This window comes from Devosia litorisediminis (assembly GCF_018334155.1).
GTDB classification, from domain to species: Bacteria; Pseudomonadota; Alphaproteobacteria; order Rhizobiales; family Devosiaceae; genus Devosia; species Devosia litorisediminis.
In genome coordinates this window covers 1,532,289-1,550,879 of sequence record NZ_JAGXTP010000001.1, presented here as the reverse complement: position 1 = coordinate 1,550,879, position 18,591 = coordinate 1,532,289, and the positions used below count along the sequence as shown (strand labels likewise).

Annotated in this window: 17 protein-coding genes; 8 read left to right on the top strand and 9 right to left on the bottom strand. The window is 60.0% G+C overall.

Annotation, left to right across the window (positions count from 1 at the left end; genetic code table 11):
- Positions 1 to 9 precede the first annotated feature (9 nt).
- The 5 genes from KD146_RS07425 to KD146_RS07405 all read right to left on the bottom strand — a co-directional run bounded on the left by KD146_RS07425 (position 10) and on the right by KD146_RS07405 (position 5,087).
- Positions 10 to 1,407, bottom strand: a complete 1,398-nt coding sequence (locus tag KD146_RS07425; RefSeq protein ID WP_212658070.1) for an O-antigen ligase family protein — start codon at positions 1,405 to 1,407, stop codon at positions 10 to 12.
- Positions 1,404 to 2,075 carry a hypothetical protein gene (locus tag KD146_RS07420; protein ID WP_212658069.1) on the bottom strand — a complete coding sequence of 224 codons (672 nt, stop codon included), beginning with the start codon at positions 2,073 to 2,075 and terminating at the stop codon, positions 1,404 to 1,406. Before KD146_RS07420 ends, KD146_RS07425 begins: the two co-directional genes overlap by 4 nt.
- A gap of 117 nt (positions 2,076 to 2,192) precedes the next feature.
- Positions 2,193 to 2,972 (bottom strand): sulfite exporter TauE/SafE family protein, encoded by a 780-nt coding sequence (locus tag KD146_RS07415; protein ID WP_212658068.1) that lies wholly within the window; start codon positions 2,970 to 2,972, stop codon positions 2,193 to 2,195.
- A 136-nt stretch (positions 2,973 to 3,108) separates the two neighbouring features.
- Positions 3,109 to 4,434 (bottom strand): ATP-binding protein, encoded by a 1,326-nt coding sequence (locus KD146_RS07410; RefSeq protein WP_212658067.1) that lies wholly within the window; start codon positions 4,432 to 4,434, stop codon positions 3,109 to 3,111.
- Positions 4,431 to 5,087: a response regulator transcription factor gene (locus tag KD146_RS07405; protein ID WP_212659145.1), complete on the bottom strand. Its 657-nt coding sequence runs from the start codon at positions 5,085 to 5,087 to the stop codon at positions 4,431 to 4,433. Before KD146_RS07405 ends, KD146_RS07410 begins: the two co-directional genes overlap by 4 nt.
- 134 nt (positions 5,088 to 5,221) lie before the next feature.
- Here KD146_RS07405 and KD146_RS07400 point away from each other — a divergent pair, with 134 nt between their 5' ends.
- Genes KD146_RS07400 through KD146_RS07390 form a run of 3 tightly spaced genes read left to right on the top strand, consistent with a single transcriptional unit; the run spans position 5,222 to position 8,864 of the window.
- On the top strand, positions 5,222 to 5,695 hold the full coding sequence (locus KD146_RS07400; protein WP_212658066.1) for a DUF2271 domain-containing protein: 474 nt from the start codon (positions 5,222 to 5,224) through the stop codon (positions 5,693 to 5,695).
- A gap of 15 nt (positions 5,696 to 5,710) precedes the next feature.
- Entirely contained in the window at positions 5,711 to 7,903 is a 2,193-nt protein-coding gene (locus tag KD146_RS07395) for a PepSY domain-containing protein (protein ID WP_212658065.1), read from the top strand.
- Positions 7,884 to 8,864 carry an FAD:protein FMN transferase gene (locus KD146_RS07390; protein ID WP_345790759.1) on the top strand — a complete coding sequence of 327 codons (981 nt, stop codon included), beginning with the start codon at positions 7,884 to 7,886 and terminating at the stop codon, positions 8,862 to 8,864. Before KD146_RS07395 ends, KD146_RS07390 begins: the two co-directional genes overlap by 20 nt.
- 63 nt (positions 8,865 to 8,927) lie before the next feature.
- On the opposite strand, the gene KD146_RS07385 is transcribed toward KD146_RS07390, so the two are convergent.
- Genes KD146_RS07385 through araD form a run of 3 tightly spaced genes read right to left on the bottom strand, consistent with a single transcriptional unit; the run spans position 8,928 to position 12,309 of the window.
- Complete coding sequence (locus KD146_RS07385; protein ID WP_212658064.1) at positions 8,928 to 9,638, bottom strand: ribonuclease activity regulator RraA; 711 nt, start codon at positions 9,636 to 9,638, stop codon at positions 8,928 to 8,930.
- Between the two features lie 13 nt (positions 9,639 to 9,651).
- Positions 9,652 to 10,551, bottom strand: coding sequence for a dihydrodipicolinate synthase family protein (locus tag KD146_RS07380; protein ID WP_212658063.1), 900 nt, complete (start codon positions 10,549 to 10,551; stop codon positions 9,652 to 9,654).
- Between the two features lie 15 nt (positions 10,552 to 10,566).
- A complete protein-coding gene (gene araD, locus KD146_RS07375) occupies positions 10,567 to 12,309 on the bottom strand; it encodes an L-arabinonate dehydratase (protein WP_212658062.1) in 1,743 nt (580 codons plus the stop codon).
- 234 nt (positions 12,310 to 12,543) lie between these two features.
- On the opposite strand from araD, the gene KD146_RS07370 reads away from it, so the two are divergent.
- The 5 genes from KD146_RS07370 (at position 12,544) to KD146_RS07350 (ending at position 17,082) form a co-directional block, all read left to right on the top strand.
- A complete protein-coding gene (locus KD146_RS07370; RefSeq protein ID WP_212658061.1) occupies positions 12,544 to 13,590 on the top strand; it encodes a type 2 periplasmic-binding domain-containing protein in 1,047 nt (348 codons plus the stop codon).
- A 69-nt stretch (positions 13,591 to 13,659) separates the two neighbouring features.
- Complete coding sequence (locus KD146_RS07365) at positions 13,660 to 14,079, top strand: tripartite tricarboxylate transporter TctB family protein (RefSeq protein ID WP_212658060.1); 420 nt, start codon at positions 13,660 to 13,662, stop codon at positions 14,077 to 14,079.
- 18 nt (positions 14,080 to 14,097) lie between these two features.
- The gene (locus KD146_RS07360) at positions 14,098 to 15,588 is read left to right on the top strand and encodes a tripartite tricarboxylate transporter permease (protein WP_212658059.1); all 1,491 of its coding nucleotides are present in this window, start codon (positions 14,098 to 14,100) and stop codon (positions 15,586 to 15,588) included.
- A 107-nt stretch (positions 15,589 to 15,695) separates the two neighbouring features.
- Positions 15,696 to 16,673, top strand: a complete 978-nt coding sequence (locus tag KD146_RS07355; protein ID WP_212658058.1) for a LacI family DNA-binding transcriptional regulator — start codon at positions 15,696 to 15,698, stop codon at positions 16,671 to 16,673.
- 28 nt (positions 16,674 to 16,701) lie between these two features.
- Positions 16,702 to 17,082: a GFA family protein gene (locus tag KD146_RS07350; RefSeq protein WP_212658057.1), complete on the top strand. Its 381-nt coding sequence runs from the start codon at positions 16,702 to 16,704 to the stop codon at positions 17,080 to 17,082.
- A 352-nt stretch (positions 17,083 to 17,434) separates the two neighbouring features.
- Here KD146_RS07350 and KD146_RS07345 read toward each other — a convergent pair whose 3' ends face one another.
- Positions 17,435 to 18,451 (bottom strand): LacI family DNA-binding transcriptional regulator, encoded by a 1,017-nt coding sequence (locus KD146_RS07345; protein WP_212658056.1) that lies wholly within the window; start codon positions 18,449 to 18,451, stop codon positions 17,435 to 17,437.
- Between the last annotated feature and the right edge of the window lie 140 nt (positions 18,452 to 18,591).

Genomic DNA, 18,591 nt, shown 5'->3' with positions numbered 1-18,591 from the left:
TTGGGCCTGCTATTTGGTCACTTTAAGATTGACGGTAGATGCGGTTCCCGCTGCCAGAAGGGCCAAAAAAACGAATGTATTGGCCGGGATTTCCAGGCTGAAATCAACCAACGAATGAATAGCCCCGATAGCTATGACGCCCAATGCAATTGCCTGTGTTTCCAGGTTTCCACGCCTGCGAATTACTGCCGTAATTATCTTTATGGCAATCGCGCCGATCGCAATGATTGGGAGCGAGCCAAATATCAGACCAGCTTCTACCCATAGGGCCAAATAGGAATTGTGGGCCATGGACCACACCACATCCGAGCTGACTGGAGCCTGATGAACAATAGGGAAGGCAAGTTCAAAGGTGCCCCCGCCATAGCCCCAAAAAGGTCTTTCGCGCACCATCTCGAAAATTTGCCAATAGAGATCTGATCTGACGTCTGCACTGGATTCCAAACCGCCAAGTCGCTCTACTACCCGCGAGCCATACAACACAAACGCCAAGACGACGATTGCCAGAGCGGTTGGGATGGCAAGCGCAAGATGCGCCAGGCGCTTGGACCGCCGCACCGCTATCGTTGCGCTGATGGCTCCCCCAATGATCGTTACAAACAAGCCCATGCGTGAGCCAGTCGACAGCACGACCGTTACCAAAAAGAGATAGGCCAGACCGTACATTATTAAATTGCTGCGCACATTGCGCGGTCGGCCATCATTGACGTGATGCAAAGATGCATCTGCCATCAATTTGCCTATTCGTGCAGCCGCGAGCGCGCCGCCCATTGCCAGGAACGTCGCAAAGGAATTGCGGTTGACGAATGTGCTGGTGGCATAGCCCTGATAGGCCCACTTTTCGAGCCCCAGAATTGTGTCACCTGACTGAAGGCTGACCAGGCCAAAAACCCCGTAGGCAACCGTGATCACCAAGAGCACATCAAACATCAGGCTTCGCCGTGTTTCGTTGGCACACGCTTGCAAGACAAGGATAAAAAATAGCCCGTAAGTTAGTTGCCGGACCAACATAAGGGCCGTTGCATCCGGCGCGACGCTGATGGTGGATAGGGGCACAGACACCCCATCTCTTAATTGTAGCGGAACAAGGTCAAGCGGCAGGATTTGGACAACCAGCCACAAACAAAAAATACCCATGAGCAACACCTGTAGTCCAAATCGCTCAAAGCCGATCCTTAGGCCTTGCCAAATTGCGACCACGCCGATTGTGTAAATCAGCGCCCATGTTCCGATAATAAAGGCCAAAAGTCCCCAAAAGAAGCCCCTCGCACTTCCGAAGGGAATTGGAGCAAGCGCCACAACACCAAGCATGACCCAAAAAGTCACTTCGTTAAGCCGGCTCAATCGCGTAGTCGCCCGCTCGCCTTTTTCTGTGGCATTGGCAGAACTGATTTCGATCTGGCTCATCTGCCGCGCCCACTTGCATTGGCATACCGCCGAACATTGTTGACAAACCTGGTCTGGTTCTGTGCGGGCATGGTCTCAACGATCTGCGTAATTCGCTCTCGGAATTCGGGATTAGATACATAGCGTTGAGCAATTGTGCGAACGCCGCGATTACTAAGCACTAACATATGTAAGTCGGCATCGTTGGCGGCCATCATCGCATCATTTAGCCGAGAAAAATTGTCTTCGGCCAATGCAACACGTAGTTCACCGATCCATTGCTCAGTTGCCCCTACTCGCCATGACATCTCAAGACGCTTGTTAAAACCATCCCAATCCAGAAGCTCTGCGCTGGCCAGCGCACCAACATACCAGCCATACGCATTGCTGGGCGCACGCTCTACAATGTCGTCAGCCATCGATCGGCATTTAGGTGCAATCTGCGCCCGTTCTTCAGGGGAGCGATAGCGCATGGCCAACGATCGCAGCGCTTTTAGCGTGTTGGCGCAATCGAGTAGTGCCTGATTTTTACTGGCGATGGATAAGCCCTGCAAAGAGTGTGCATCCTGCATTGAGACCACTCGTTCAAGCGATGAAAACCCCAGCCCCATGGGCTGAACTTCTCGATACATGGCCCATGCGCCGCCAATGGCCGTCGAGATGCATACAGCAGAGACGGCCAAGAACATCGCGCTCTTTGCGACAAAGTGTTGAATTCTTCGAGCTCCCGTAGAAATGCCAAAACAGCACTCCCTAGCTTACAGCATGAAAAGTAAAGCGCGCCAACGGTATCGTTCACAACAGAGCTAACTGAAAAGGAGTTTGCACCCAACCACCGCCAAGACGGTACTCAATGTCCATCTTATGACGAGGTCAGGAATTTTGTGCGCAAAATGACTGGCGATCAGAATGCCTGGGATTGACCCCACCAATAGGGAGACCAGCATCGACCAATCGACATTGCCAATTGCCCAGTGTCCAATACCTGCCACCAGGGTCAGAGGGACCGCGTGAGCGATATCAGTGGCGACGATGCGCAAGATTGGCATTCGTGGGTAGATTATCATCAGCACCGCTACCCCGATAGCGCCCGCACCAATTGAAGCAATTGAGACCAGCACGCCAATCACGAAGCCAAATATTATGGTGCTGAAAACTCGCTCATGTCGGGGTCGGGCTTTGCCGCTTTGTCCAACAGAGAGTAGTCGGTCGCGAAAGAGAATAGTCGCCGCGGTGATCAAAAGCATGATGCCGAGAACTGTCGAGAGCCAGCGCGCTAGCCCCTCCATATCCAAGTCACTTGAAGAAAGTGCCCAAACACTGACCAAGGCCCCAGGGATACTGCCCAAGGCCAATAATGCGAGCACACCCCAATCTATGGATCTGCGTAACCCATGAATGGTCGATCCGGCAGTCTTGGTTGCGGCCGCAAACAACAGATCTGTGCCGATGGCTGTCGTTGGATGAACGCCAAACAACAGGATGAGCAAGGGCGTCATCAATGAGCCGCCGCCAACACCGGTCACCCCAACTATTGACCCAACCACAAAGCCAGCGAGTGAATATAACGGGTCAATAATTGGCATTGCCTATCATTTCTAAGCCTGACCAATTTGCGAACCATTATTTACCAGCACATTCGGAAAATCGCAAAAACAGAGCCGCTTTCAGGAAATTCCGCTGCTGCAAAGACTGTAGTTTCTGGTCGGGTCGGCATCCCGCTCAGACGCGGTTTTGCTGGTCAAACCGAATGCGGGCCTCAAAGCCATCTACCGCACCGATTGCCGGTGAAGCCAATGAAAGAGAGCCGCCGGTCTGCTCGATGACCGAGCAGACAATCGACAGCCCGATACCTGCTCCTGACGCTGCTGTGTGCCCACGTGTGAACGGTCGTCCCAGACTGGACAGCGTCTCGGGGGCGACAACCGGTCCCGCGTTGATGACACTGATCGTGCCATCTTTGGCGACGATAACGCTGATCTCGCTGTCCGGTGTGCCATGACGCACGGCGTTGTCGATCATATTGCGCAGCACCAACGCGAAGGCATCGGCATTGACCAAGCCTGTGGGGTCGGCACCAGGAGCAACTTCCAGCGAAAGCGGCGTGCCCATGGCCTGGAAGTCCCGGGTGATCAACGTGATAATCGGCAGCAGCGATACATGGACATCGCTGCGGGCGAAGCCCGCCTCAAGCCGCGCAAATTGCAGCAGCCGCTCCGCTAGCGAACTCAAACGGCGCAGCGCCCGCTCGATCTCAGCCGTCCGAAGGGCAGCGGGATGGTCGCGCAACTCCTGGGCCAGGACCTGGGTTTGCGCCAGGGCTCCGGCGATCGGCGTGCGCAATTCATGGGCGCTGCTGGCTGCAAATGCCCGTTCCGCGTCGAGCGCCTTTTGCAGTCTGTGCAGCAGGTTTGCAGTTTCAGCCACGATCGGCGCCAGCTCGGGCGGATAGCTATCGGGATCGAGGGGTTCGAGATTGTGCCGGCCACGCTCGGAAAGATCGCGGCGCAACCGCTCTAGCGGGGTCAGTGCCAGACGTAGCGCAAACCAGACACCCAATATGACCAGCGGCAGCAGCCCCGCTAGCGGGACAATCAGACCAAAGGTGCCGTCCATCAGCGCTTCACTGCGTTCGCTCTCACCTTCCAGCACCACAATGCCAACGCCGGAACGGCGGTCGGCATTTGCATAGATGCGACCCGCTCTTGTGTCGAAATAGCCATGTTCGCCCACGGGCGGAAGGATGTCATCGGGCAGATCGCCATCATTGAGCACGATTGCGCCTGCGCGGTTGCGGATGATGTAGCTGAAGTCGCCGACATCCTCGTCCACCGCTTCCACGGGACGTCGGCGTTCCCCGGGCTCGCGCAGATCGTGCAGGGCTAGCGGCAACAAGCGATCTGCGGATTCACGCAGCGCGTAGTCGTAAGCCTCATTGACCGCATGGTGCATGACCGTCGCCGAGATTGCAGCAGCGCCCAGCCACAGCAGCCCCGTCATCAGGGACAGCCCAATCGCCAATTGCCAGGTCAGAGAGCGCCGCTTCATACCGACACCTGATAGCCCAGCCCACGAATGGTCTGAACCAGATCACGCCCGAGCTTCTTGCGCAGGCGGCTTACATAGACTTCCACGGCATTGCTTTCGATTTCTGCGCCGAAGGCATAGAGCGATTCCTCAATCTCTCCCTTGCTCACAATGGCGCCAGGGCGACTGACCAAACGTTCCAGCACCGCCCATTCGCGCGCGCTTAAGGCCACACTCTCTCCCCGCACCAGTACCACGCGCCGTGCCTGATCGATTTCAACATCACCCAGAACCAGTTGCGTCGCAGTCTGTCCACCGTAGCGCCGAGAAACAGCGGCGATGCGAGCCATCATCTCACTGAGGTCGAACGGCTTGACCAGATAGTCGTCAGCCCCCGAATTAAGCCCCTCGATCCGCACGGCGATCTGATCCTGTGCAGTGGTGATGATGACCGGCAACTGGTCGCCGCCGCGCCGCAAGCGCCGAAGCAGGTCAAGCCCCCGCCCATCGGGCAGGTTGAGATCGAGCAGCATCAATTCATAGCTGGCGGTATCGAGAGCTGATTGCGCATCATCGAGCCGCTGCACCCAGTCCACGCCGTGACCGCCAGACGTCAGGTGGTCGCGAATGGCCGCACCTAGCACGTGGTCGTCTTCAACTAACAATATGCGCATGTCTGCCCCGAGCTTGATCGCCACATCAATACCCCAAACCTTACACGGGGCTGAACGCGGGCGGACTATGGCTTCAGTCTGGCGTCAGCTTGGCATGGCATTTGGTGTGCAGTCACTCAACACAGGCCAATGCCATGAAGAAATTTCTCGCCATCCTCCTGCTCGGCACCGCACTCGTCGCCCCTGTGGCGGCCTATGCTCGCGACGTCACCATTCAGGGACAGATGAGCAGTTATCGGGGACCCGAGGCCTATTTGGCCGTATATCTGGCCAAGCCCGATGGCAGCTATGACTCCACCCTCTACGTGGCCGGGCGCAAGTCCAGATACTATCGTGATCTCAGCGGTTGGGCGCGCCTCGCTGCGCGGGACGCAACACTGAGCCTGGATGGCATCACCGGTGCCAGCATCGGCAGCGGCAAAAGCTTTTCCATCAATCTGTCCCTGGCCGATGCGTTGATCGACGCCGGGTACACCATCCATATCGACAGCGCGGTGGAACATCAGGGATCAGCCGCCGACGATGTGGTGCTCGCCCTCGATAGCGGTCAGTCCGGCAGTGCCCAGTCCGGCCAGGGCTTCATTGGCTCTGCAAGCGTCAACATGTAGCGTGAGGTTTTTGCCATGCTCCGCTGTCTCCACTCCATTCCCGGGCTGCTCGCCGCACTGGTGGTCAGTTTCATGGCCATCACGGGTGCAGTCCTGTCGCTGCAGCCTCTGGTCGAGCGCGTCTTCGCGCCGGCGGGAAACGAGATGAGTGTTGCCACGCTCGTTGATCGTGTATTGGCGCATCAACCCCAGACCGAGAGCGTCGTTCGCTCAGCGTCGGGTGCAGTGACAGCCTATGTAGCCAATCTTGGCATTGGTATCGATCCCGTTACCGGTGCAAGTCTGGGCCCGGTCGAGCACTCGGCACTTTTCACTTTCTTCACAGAGCTGCATCGTTCGCTGTTTCTGGGCGATGGCGGTCGTGTGGTTGCCGGTGTGGCTGCGGTCGCCATGGTCATTCTGGCTACCAGCGGCATAGCGCTGCTGATCAACCGCATGGGTGGCTGGAAGCAACTCTTCGCAACCGCTCGCGGCACGCTCTCGCAGCGTTTACACGTCGAACTGGCGCGGCTGGCCGTCATCTGTCTGCTACTATCGGCAATGACTGGCGTCTACTTGACATTGGTCACGTTCGGCATAGTCAGCGACGGCGGGCAAGGCTTCGGATTTCCGCCCTACGGCAGCGGCGAGATGCCAGCCCCAATTGCCAGCCTTTCCGCTTTGCAGGAGGTACCGATCAGCGACCTGCGCTCGATAATTTTGCCAATGGCAGATGACACCCAGGATGTGTTCACAGTGACCACCAGCGCTGGCACGGGTTACGTGGATCAGGCCAGCGGCGCACTGCTAGACTTCACCCCCAATGCACCGATGCAGACGCTTTATGAGGCAATCTATACGCTGCACACGGGGCAGGGGTATTGGTGGCTCGGTGTGCTGCTTGGCCTAGCCAGCCTGGCCGTGCCGGTACTGATGATCACAGGCACGCTGATCTGGCTGCGCCGCCGCACCAGCATGCCACGCATGCCCTGCGACGCTGGATGGCGCAAGGCCGACACGGTGATCCTGGTGGGCAGCGAGAGCAATACCACCTGGTCATTTGCCGCCACCCTGCGGACAGCACTGGCAAAGAACGGGCATGCCGTGCATGTGGCGCCCATGAACGGCCTGCGCGCGTCCTATCCCAGCGCTAGCCGGGTACTGGTGCTTGCCGCCACTTATGGCAATGGCACAGCCCCGGCCAATGCCAATCGGTTCATTGAGCGGCTCGCCCGTTTCCAAGGCACCGGTATCGACTACGCCGTATTGGGCTTTGGTGATCGAAAGTTCAGGCACTTTTGCGCCTATGCCGAGACGGTGGAGCATGCCATGGCGGCGCACGGGCTCAAGCCGATCACGGGCTTTGAACCCATTGACCGCCAGTCTGCCCAGGCCTTTGGCCAATGGGGTCGCAGACTGGGCGCCGCCATGGGGGAGACTCTGGAGTTGCTGCATCAGCCGACCCAACCGAAAACCCAGTCCTACAAACTGATCGAACGGCACGACTACGGCATTGAGGTTCAGGCCCCCACGGTCTTGCTGCGCTTCGCGATTCCTGCGGCGCCGAGTTGGACGCAGGCCCTCAAAAGCCGCCTTGGACTGGATGGCTTTTTCGCTGGCGATCTGGCCGGGATCATGCCGCCCACGGACCCGATTCCGCGCTATTATTCCATCGCCTCGCGCTCTGCCGATGGCATTCTGGAAATCTGCGTGCGCAAGCTGCGGGGCGGGGTGTGCTCAGACTACCTGTTTGGATTGCGCCCCGGCGATAGTGTTGAGGCGTTTGTCCGCCCAAATCCGGATTTCCGCCCGGATACCGGATGCCAACCATTGATCCTGATCGGTGCAGGTGCCGGCGTGGCGCCGCTAGTTGGTTTCGTTAGAGCAAATAGTCGCCACCGGCCGGTTTATCTGTTCTCTGGCGGGCGCGACCCGTCCTCTGATTTCCTCTATCGCGAGGAACTGAAAGCGCAATTGGACGCCGGCCGTCTGACTCGTCTATTTGCGGTATTCTCCCGCGTGATGGGCGGGCGATACGTCCAGCATCGCCTGCTGGATGAGGCCGAGCAGTTGCGTAGTCTGGTGCGGCAAGGCGCACGCTTCATGGTGTGTGGCAGCGCAGCCATGGGGGACGGCGTACGTGCCTCGCTCGACAATGTGCTCGCGCCCCTCGACCTAAGCGTGGAGCGTCTGCAAAGTGCGGGTCGATATGCCGAAGATGTCTATTAGCATGAATGCGGCTACTGCAACGCAACCCCGAGTGGCGCTGAACGGGCCAGCTATGGGAACGCGGTGGTCTGCCATCGCCTATCCACCTAGTGGCATAGAACCGGCAGCGCTGCAGGCAGCCCTGGCTGCAGCCTGTGATCTTGTTGATACCCAGATGTCGACCTGGAAACCACGCTCCGATCTGATGCGCCTCAACGCTGCGCCTGTCGGACACTGGCATGCGATCCCTGACGCTCTGGCCAATGTTCTGGCGCTTGGTGAGGGCGTACGCCAGCAATCAGCCGGACGCTTCGATATGGCCGTGCTGGACGCTACCAATGCCTGGGGCTTCGGTCCCTCGGGGGAGACGGGCGCCCAAACCAGAATTGGCAACCCGCGCTTCAAATCGCAGCTCGAACTCGACATGCGAGGCCTGCGCGCCAGGCGCCTCGCGCCGGTCAGCTTTGATCTTTCCGGCATCGCCAAGGGCTTTGCGGTGGATCTGATGGCGCGGTGCATGGAAGACCATGGCGTAGCCAACTATCTGGTTTCGATAGATGGTGAACTGCAGGCCGGCGGTTATCGCGGCGATGGGCAACCCTGGTCCATCGCGTTGGAGGCCCCGGTGGCCGATAAACGGGAGATCGTCTCCCGCATATTGCTACACAATGGATCGCTGGCCACCTCGGGCAATTACCGGCATCGTCGCCTCGTGGCGGGGCGCTGGCTCAGTCACACCATGGATCCAGGTAAAGGACAGCCAGTCGAAAACGGTTTGCTGTCGGTTACCGTTCGTGCCCCCGATTGCGTCCTCGCCGATGCCTGGGCCACGGCCCTGATGGTAGCCGGCGAGACCGATGCTCCACGGCTCTGCGCCGCCAATGGCTTGGACGCTATATTGATAACCGCCAGCGCCGATGGCTTCGCGACCCAGGGCCTTGGCGCCTTCGCGCCAGCGAGCCGTGAATCCGCATCAATATAGAAAAAGCAGACGTCGCTTCTTCATATGCAGCTGACAGGGGACCGACCCCGATGTCGCTACGCCTCAGCGCTTCTCGCGCTTGCGCCAGATGGCGAACTCTTCGGCGAAATGTTCCTGCGTCCGGGGATAGAGACCAATGATCGGCGTGCCATTCTTGACCTTTTCGACGACAAAGTCCTCGTAGGCAGTCATCTCGACAGTCTCATCAGCGACTTCATCGGCAATGGCCTGAGGGATGACGATCACGGAATCGTCGTCGCCGACGATGATATCGCCGGGAAACACAGCAACGTCGCCGCATCCGATGGGGATATTGAGGTCCAGCGCTTCATGCAGCGTCAGGTTCGTAGGACTCGATGGGCGATTGTGATACGCCGCGATGTCCAGCTCACCAATAATCGCCGCATCGCGGAAACCGCCATCGGTGACCACCCCGGCAACGCCGCGCACCATCATGCGCGTGACCAGGATATCGCCGGCCGAGGCAGCGCGGGGATCCTTGCGGCTGTCCATCACCAGCACATGGCCGGCAGGACAGGTCTCGACGGCGACACGCTGCGGATGCTCGGGATTGCGGAATTCCACCAGCTGATTGCGATCTTCGCGGGCCGGAATATAGCGCAGCGTAAAGGCGGGGCCGACCATATTGCGCCGCTTGCGCCGCACAGGGTGCACGTCCTGAATGACCTGGTTGCGCAGGCCGCGCTTGTACAGGGCTGTGGCCAGCGTCGCCACGGATATGGTCGCGAGCTTTTCGCGCAGTGTCTCATCCATCTTGCAGGTATCCTTAGGTCAGCTTGTTCTGGGCAATAAAGGCGTCGAGCTGGGTTTGCTGCGCATTGGTTAGGGGCCAGGCCGAGGGTGGGCGTGTTGGTCCGCAGTCGCGTCCCAGTGCCAACAGAGCTGCCTTGACCCCGGTCACATTGGTGCCGTTCATTTCCTGCGCGCGGATATCCTCGAAGGCTTTCATGCCAGCGATCAGTTCATTGGCCAGTCCGTAATCCCCGGCCTCAAGCGCAGCATGAATGGCGAGAGAGCGTTCAGGCCAGACATTGATCAGTCCAGAGGTAAAGCCGCGTGCACCAACAGCGTACAGCGCTGGTGCCCAGACCTCGGCAAGTCCGCCAACCCAGACGATGGAGGGGTCGCACGCTGCCTTGGCCTCGGCCAGTTTGAGCGGATTTGGGGTGGCCCATTTGACGCCTTTGACGCCCGGTATGGCGCAAAGCTCGGTGATCGCCTTGGTCCCTATGGCGTCGTTGCGCAGATAGAGCATCATCGGCAGGCCACCCGACGCGTCGGCTATCCCCTTGAGATAATCCACGGTACCGCGGGGCGCGACAAAGGGATCCGGTGGCTGGTGTACCATCAGAGCTGCTGCGCCCGCCTGTGCGGACACTTTTGCCAGCGCCATGGCATCCCGAATGCCGCGTCCGATCCCTGCCAGCAGCGGCGCCCGCCCGTCAACCAACTCAGCAACTTCGCGCACCATGACCGAGGCTTCTTCGGTAGTCAGGGCATAGAACTCGCCCGTATTGCCGTTGACCACCGGCATATGCAGGCCTGCGCCCAGCGCACGATCAAGAATTGGGGCCAGCCGGGCAGGGGCCACCTCACCCGCGGCGTCATAGGGGGTGACGAGAATGCCGGAAATGCCGGTCAGGGCCTGGTCGAGAGTCAACGTCATGATACGGGCCTTGTTCTAGTAAATGTCGGGTTCGCCGGCAGCAGCGCCGAAATCGCGTTCAAGAAAATCGAAGTCGCAGCCCTTGTCGGCCTGCGTGACATGCTTGGAGTACATCCAGCCCCAACCCCGTTCAAACAGCGGCGCGGGTGGCGTCCAGGCGGCGCGGCGGCGCTCAAGTTCATCCTCGGCCACCAGCATATCCAGCCGCCGATTGACCAGATCCAAGCGGATCATGTCGCCCGTCTTGAGCAGTGCGAGCGGGCCCCCAACAAAGGATTCCGGTGCCACATGCAGCACGCAAGCGCCGTAGGAGGTGCCCGACATACGCGCATCCGATATCCGCAACATATCGCGGAAACCCTTTTTGATCAGGGCCTTGGGGATTGGCAGCATGCCCCATTCGGGCATTCCCGGCCCCCCCTGTGGCCCGGCATTCCGCAACACCATGACGTGGTCTGGGGTGATGTCGAGCGTTTCGTCATCCACCGCCTTCTTCATCTCCGGATAGCTGTCAAAAACCAGCGCGGGGCCCTCGTGCTGGTAGTATTTCGGGTCGCATGCGGCGGGTTTGATCACCGCGCCATCCGGGCACAGATTGCCGCGCAGCACCGCCAGCGAGCCTTCGTGATATACGGGGTTGGAGAGCGGACGAATGACGTCGTCATTATAGACCTCGGCGCCTTCGAGATTTTCGCCCAGCGTCTTGCCGTTCACTGTCAGACACGCGGTGTCGAGCCGATCCTGGATCTGCTTCATCAAGGCCAGCAGCCCACCAGCGAAGTAGAAGTCCTCCATCAGATAGTCCTTGCCCGATGGACGGACATTGGCCAGTAGCGGCGTCACCCGGCCCAGCGCGTCCAGATCGTCCAGACCCAGAGCAACACCAGCGCGGCGCGCCATCGCAATCAGATGCACCACCGCATTGGTGGAGCACCCTGTAGCCATGGCGACGATGGCGGCATTGCGCAGGGCGGCGTCGGTGACAATCTTGTCCGGGGTCAGATCTTCCCAGACCATGTCAACGATCCGGCGACCGCAACTGGCCGACATGCGCGAATGGGCCGAATCCACCGCGGGGATCGACGAGGCTCCGGGCAGCGTGATCCCCATTGCGTCGGTAATCGCCGTCATCGTCGAGGCTGTGCCCATCGTCATGCAAACGCCCGCTGAACGAGCAATGCCGCCCTGCAGGCCACGCCACTGCTCGTCGCTGACATTGCCGGCACGACGCTCGTCCCAGTATTTCCACGCGTCTGAGCCCGAGCCCAGAACAGTGCCGGCATAATGCCCGCGCAGCATCGGGCCCGCTGGCAGATAGATCATGGGCACGCCAGCGGTGATTGCACCCATCACCAATCCCGGGGTGGTCTTGTCACAACCACCCATCAGCACCACACCGTCGAGCGGGTGCGAGCGGATCATTTCCTCGGTCTCCATGGCCAGCAGATTGCGGTAAAGCATGGAGGTGGGTTTGGTGAAGCTCTCATCGACCGACAGGGTAGGCAGTTCCACGGCAAAGCCACCGGCCTGCGCAATGCCGCGCTTGACGTCCACGACCCGCTGCGGAAAGTGGCTGTGGCAGGAATTGAGCTCGGACCAGGTGTTGAGAATGCCGATCACCGGCTTTCCGGCAAAATCTTCCTCGGAAAACCCCAGCTGCATCAAGCGTGAACGGTGTCCAAAGCTGCGCAGGTCGTCGGGCGCGAGCCAGCGCGCTGAGCGCAGCGATGCCGCGTCTTTGCGGGTACCTTCGGTCATGACGTTCCTCCAATTCAATGCCGCAGATGTATGCGCATGCATCTGATAGTGTCAACACGTTCGCGAGTGAGTTTGAGCATTACGCTCCAATCGGATGTTGTGCGGTTGACAAGGGTCGGAAGAATGATGCATCAAAATGAATGCGCATACATTACGTATGTGGATCGATGTGGCCGGACGGGGAGAAGGTCCGCCACTTTCGCGAACGCCGCTAAGCGGCAATGGGAGGACACTATGACACTGAACCGCAGAACAATTCTGGCGGCCTTGGGCACCGTGGCGCTGGCCGCTTCACCGCTAACCGCTTCGGGCCAGGACTTGCCCCGCAATATCCGCATGGTCATTGGCTCCACCTCAACGGGCGGCGACACCTATCAGAACTCGGCCATTGTGGCCGAAGCGCTGGCTGAACACCTAGGCGTCAACATCAAGGTTGATCCGGTTGGCACCAGTGAAGGGCTCAAGGCCCTTGACCGCGATAGCCGTGGCACAACCATCATGCTGCACCACGACCAGATCTATCTGTCCCACGTCTATGGCGTCCCGGGTAATGATGATCCATTCGCCAATTACGTGATTGGGCCGACCGTTGCGATCAATCCCGGCAACGCTTTCCTGGTGCCGGCCAGTTCGCCCTACCAGACCATGGAAGACATTCTGGCAGCGGCTGAAGCGGGCACGGCCGTACGCGTTGCCATTCAGCCCGGCGGTGTCTCGGAAATCGGCTTCACCGCGATGCAGAACGCCGCCCGGGTCAACGCCCCGGGCTCAGAAGCCAATGTAGTAGCAGTCAATACTGGCTCACAGGCCGACAAGAACCAGGCCATGTGGGATGGGCTGGCCGATGTGATTAATGGCTCGATCCAGGCCAATGAGCAGTTCACCCAATTACCAGCCGACGATGCCAAGGCGATGCGCTTTGTCTGGATCACCGCACGCCCCGCGACGCTTGAGCAGGCCCCCGAGGCCGGTATGGGCGACACGACGCGCGACGACTTCATGCAGTTCGCCAGCCCGGCCACCAGCGTCACGCTCGATGGCAGCGAGGACTTCGCCTTCGATAAGGAGTTCTTCCTGCTCTACAACAAGGACATGGATCCGGCCCTGATGGACACCATCGACGCCGCTCTGGCTGAAATCTATGCGGAAGGCTCGATCCAGCAGAAGCAGGCCGCGGCTTTCTTCATCCCGAACTTCCAGGCCCGTGACGCGGCCCTGGCTCATCTCAGCGCCAAGCGCGATCGCATCAGTGGTATTGTCGATCAGCTCAAGGCTGAATAGCGCCCATTACCTTGCCTCGGCCGGTCACGGCCGGGGCGTCGTTCCGTTTACCAGAGATGGACCACCACAATGGGTGAACTGACCCGCGTCACGGTCGATTTTCCGACCTCCCACACGATCTTTCCCACGCTGATCGGGATCATCCTTTTGATCCTGGGCCTGGCCATTCTCGTCACGCAGCGGCGGGACATCCTGGCGTCAGGCACCATGTGGCGCGAAACGTTTGCGCAAATGGACAAGCTGCGGTTTTTCGGCACGCTGGGGCTGACCATCCTCTACTTCTCACTGATGGTGCCGGTCGGCGACTTCTGGCCCAATACCGGTCTGGGGTTCCTGCTGTGCTCGGTGCCGTTTCTGGCGCTGACCGGGCTGCTCTTCATGCAGCAGCGCACGCTGGCCAAATTCATTCCCGTCGCCATCGTCGCCATACTCGGCCCGGTGCTGGTGTGGTGGCTGTTTACCGAAATCTTCTACCTGACCCTGCCTTGAGCGCGGAGGATTGCGACCATGGAAGTCCTCGAATTCATCACCCCGCTCTTTGTTTCGCTGGCCGTTGGCGGCACGCTGGTGGGCATCATTTTCGGCGCCATTCCCGGCATGACCGCCACCATGGCGGTGGCAATCTGCCTGCCGCTCACCTATTCGCTGGGGCTCGAGAATGGCCTGGCGTTGCTGCTGGGCCTTTATGTCGGCGGTATCTCCGGCGGGCTGGTCCCGGCCGTCCTGCTGGGTATTCCCGGCACTCCCTCATCAATCACCACCTGTTTTGACGGCTACCCCATGGCCCAGCGCGGCGAGGGCGAGAAAGCCATGCGAATCGGCATCGTGGCGTCGCTGGTGGGCGGTCTGGTGTCGCTGGCCGCACTCTACTTCTTCGCCCCAGCCCTGGCCGATTTTGCCATCAAGTTTTCCTATGTCGAAAAATTCCTGATCATCCTGTTCGCCCTGACCGTGATGGCGGCGCTGTCGAGCAATATGCTGCTCGGCATTTTCTCGGGCTTTCTGGGCATCTTCGTCAGCCTGATCGGGGTCTATGACGTCACCGATGGTGGCAACGGCCATTTCCGCCTCATCCCGCCCGGGCTCGATTACTGGCTGGAAGGCGGCTTCTCGCTGCTTCCCGTGCTCATCGCACTGTTCGGTCTGGCGACCATTCTCAGCGAGGCCGAAAAGGGCATGCGCAAGGGCATGTCGCTCAGCGAGATTGAGGTTGGGGCCTCATCGCGCTTCTCCTTCTCGGTCTTCAAGGGCCAGATCGGCAATCTGCTGCGGTCCTCGGGCATCGGCACCTTTGTCGGCATCCTGCCCGGCGTGGGCGGCTCGGCGGCCTCCATTTTGGCCTATACGGCGGCCAAGACGACATCCCGGCACCCCGAGCGCTTCGGTAAGGGAGAGCCGGCCGGCATCATGGCATCCGAAGCCGGCAATAATGGGCTGACCGGCGGCGCACTGGTGCCGCTGCTATCGCTGGGCATCCCCGGCGATTCCACTACTGCCTTGCTGATTGGCGCCTTCGCGCTGCAGGGCATTCAGGTGGGCCCGCTTTTCATCGGCAATAATGGTCCCACCTGGGACGCCATGATTGTGGCCATGGTGATCGCCAACATTGCCATGTTTCTGATGATGTATTTCGCCATCCGCTGGTTTGCGCTGGTGGTGGCGGTCCCCAAACACATCCTGTTTCCGGTCATCCTGATGATGTGCGTGATCGGCGCCTACACCATCAATTACGGCATTATGTTCGATGTCTGGACGCTTCTGATCTTCGGGCTGTTCGGTTGGCTGGCCACCAAATTGCGGCTCGAGATCGCCCCCTTTATCATCGGCTTCATTCTGGGACCATCAGCCGAAATCTACTTCGTCAAAAGCCTCGAATCGTTCGGTGATTTGACCATCTTTTTCACCAAGAGCTGGATCGCCATGGTGCTCTGGGTGCTGATCGCTACCTCGATTGGCCTGTCCATCCTCATGGCGCGCCGGAACAGGGACACAATCTGAGGCCAAGCCCGCTTCCCGTTGCCGGTTTTGCAGGGTATTGAACTGACATGGGAATTCGCTCCAAGGACAGTTCAAACACCCGTCGCCCCTCAGGGGGTGGTGTCACCATGGCCGAAGTCGGCCGGTTGGCCGGTGTCTCACAGGTGACCGTGTCGCGCGCGCTTTCGGCGCCCGAAAAAGTCTCGCCCGAAACGCTGCAACGCATCCATGATGCGATCGAGCGCACCGGCTATGTGCCCAATGCGGTGGCCGGCGCCCTGGCGTCGAGTAAGAGCAATCTGATTGCGGCGCTGGTGCCCTCGGTGACCAATATTGTCTATTCGAGCATGCTCCACGCCTTCTCCAATATCATGTGGGGGCACGGCTATCAGATCATGCTGTCCGAAACCGGCTTTGATCTGGGCCGCGAGGAGCAGGCCATTGCCACCCATCTCTCGCGCCGGCCCGACGCCATTCTGCTGACCGGCAAGCACCACAGCGCCGGCGCGCGCCGCATGCTGCACAATGCGGGCATTCCGGTGGTCGAGGTCTGGGACATTTCCGATACGCCGATCGATTGCTGCGTCGGGTTTTCCCATGCCGAAGCCGGGCTGGCCGCGGCCGACTACGCCGTTGATGCGGGCTATCTCAAGGCGACCACCATCACTGCGGGCGATGAGCGCGCCGTACGCCGCCGCGATGCCTTTGCCAGCCGCTTTGCCAAGCGGACCGGCACGAGTGTGGGCCGTGTCGAATACGATATTTCCGCTTCGCTTGGCCTTGGTCGCGATGCCCTGACCCAATTGCTGGAGCAGGGGCTGCCACCCCGCTCGGTGGTGTTCTGCAGTTCGGACCAGTTCGCCCAGGGCGTGCTGATCGAAGCCAATAAACGCGGGCTGAAAATCCCCGAAGATCTGGCCGTGATCGGGTTTGGCGATCAGGAGTTTGCCGCCAGCACCGAGCCGGGCCTGACCAGCATCCGCATTGATCGTCAGGTGCTGGGGCAGGTGGCTGCCAACGCCCTGGTCGATCGTTTCCGCTCGGCTGAGCCACTGCAGGCAGTGCACGATATCGGCTTTGAGATCGTCCGGCGCGGTTCAGCCTAGCCAAAACGCGCCACCAAGGGAGGCCCCTATGGATCAGCTCAGCGGTGGATGTCTGTGTGGCGCAGTGCGGCTGGTGGCGCGCGGCCAGCCGGACCGAGTGGGGCTTTGCCATTGCATGGACTGCCGCAAGCATCACGGCGCACTGTTCTTTGCAGCCGCGATCTTTCCGGCCCACGCGGTGACCATCAGCGGCGAGACGCGGGACTATCAGGGCCGTCACTTCTGCCCCCAATGTGGCTCCTCGGTCTTCGCGCGCAGCGATGATGAGGTTGAGGTGCATCTGGGCGCGCTCGATGACCCCGAACAGTTCACGCCAGACTATGAACTGTGGACGGTCCGGCGCGCGCACTGGCTGCCCGATTTTGCAGGAACGCGGTGCTATGCCCGAAATCAGCAGGAGCCCCGATAGCAGGCACGACGATATGCCGCCCGGCCGGATTGGCCTCGCGGGTACACGGGTAACGGGCGGCCGTTGACCCGGCCAAGGGGTAGTGTGGTGGGGGAGCCAAGGGCCGCCCGTCACGAACCGGTTTCGCGCGAGGGTCGGTTCAGCCTGCGCCGGTATTTCAGACGCGACTGCCGCTTACCCCACTGGACAGGCGCCCCCATCCCCCGGACCTCCCACCCGATCCTGCGTTGGAACCGGTGACTGGTGGGAACGCGGACATGATGGCATGGAATTTCGGGGGCGGGGATAAGTTTGTGGGTTCGCTCAGGCACCCAGGACCATGGGCAGCAGGCTTAGAGACGACCACTGTCAGTCACTGCCTCTGGCGACGTCCCATTCTAAGGAGCGCGCGGCTGGGATTGGCGACACCCGCCGACTGGCGCTCAACAATGGCATTGGCAATCTGCAACCGGACCGGGGCAGGAGGCAATCGCCCGACAACCCGGTCATCAATCATCCGCACACTTGCGGTGCCGATGCTGTAGCCATGGACTTTCACGGTCGTCAGCGCTGGAGAAATCTGCTGGGCAGCGGAATTGTCGCCAAAGCCTATTACCGAGACATCGTCGGGAATGTGGTAGCCAAGACGCAGCAGTTCGGAAATGACGGTCACCGCCAGTCCGTCATGTGCGCAGAAGAAGGCGGTGGGCACGGTTCCCTGCTCATGCAGCGCCGCGAGCACTTCAGAGAAGCGGTTCTCGGCGTCGAACTTTAGGTTGGTGAACTCGACGTCACCATGTCGTTCGAACACTTCCCGAGCGCCATAGTGGCGCTCAACGCGGCCCCGATAGCCTGGGGTACCCTGAACATAGGCCACCGAACGGTGCCCCAGTCCAAGCAGATACAGCGCCACTGCGGAGCCCGCTTCATGGTCCGTCGAGCAAACTTGGTCGACCTGTTCGAGCGCATCCAGCCAACCGGTACGGACCAGCGGCTTACCAACAGCGTAGGCTCGATCCAGGCATTGGCGATCATGGGTGCCGACTAGGATGGCGCCGCTGCAACTGGCGATAAGCGTTTCCATCTCTGCGGGATCATGTGTCCAGCGCATGCTGGTACGATAGCCCAGTCGGTGTGCCTCAGCCTGAACGCCGTTTTGAACCAGCAGATGCAGTTCGCTGTTGATCAGATCAGCGTCGTGGAAGATCACGCCAATGGTCGGGGCTTCGCCCTTGGGTGTGGCCTTCTGATAGCCAAGATCAGCGGCAATCTGCTCGACGCGCTTTCTGGTGTCCTCGCTAACGCCGGATTTTCCGGCAAGTGCCCGCGAGACAGCGAACTTGGACAGCCCGGACACCGCAGCAATTTTGGACAGCGTGATTTTGGCCATCGTCTGCTCCTCGCTCACCTATCAGCGACATAACGTTAGGTAGAACGGTTTATGTGAAACCGCAATAGTTGGCACTAAAGGTGTGTTCATGTCTGGCGGTTAAGGCAGTATGGCTGACCAACTTACGCACATTCGGCAAT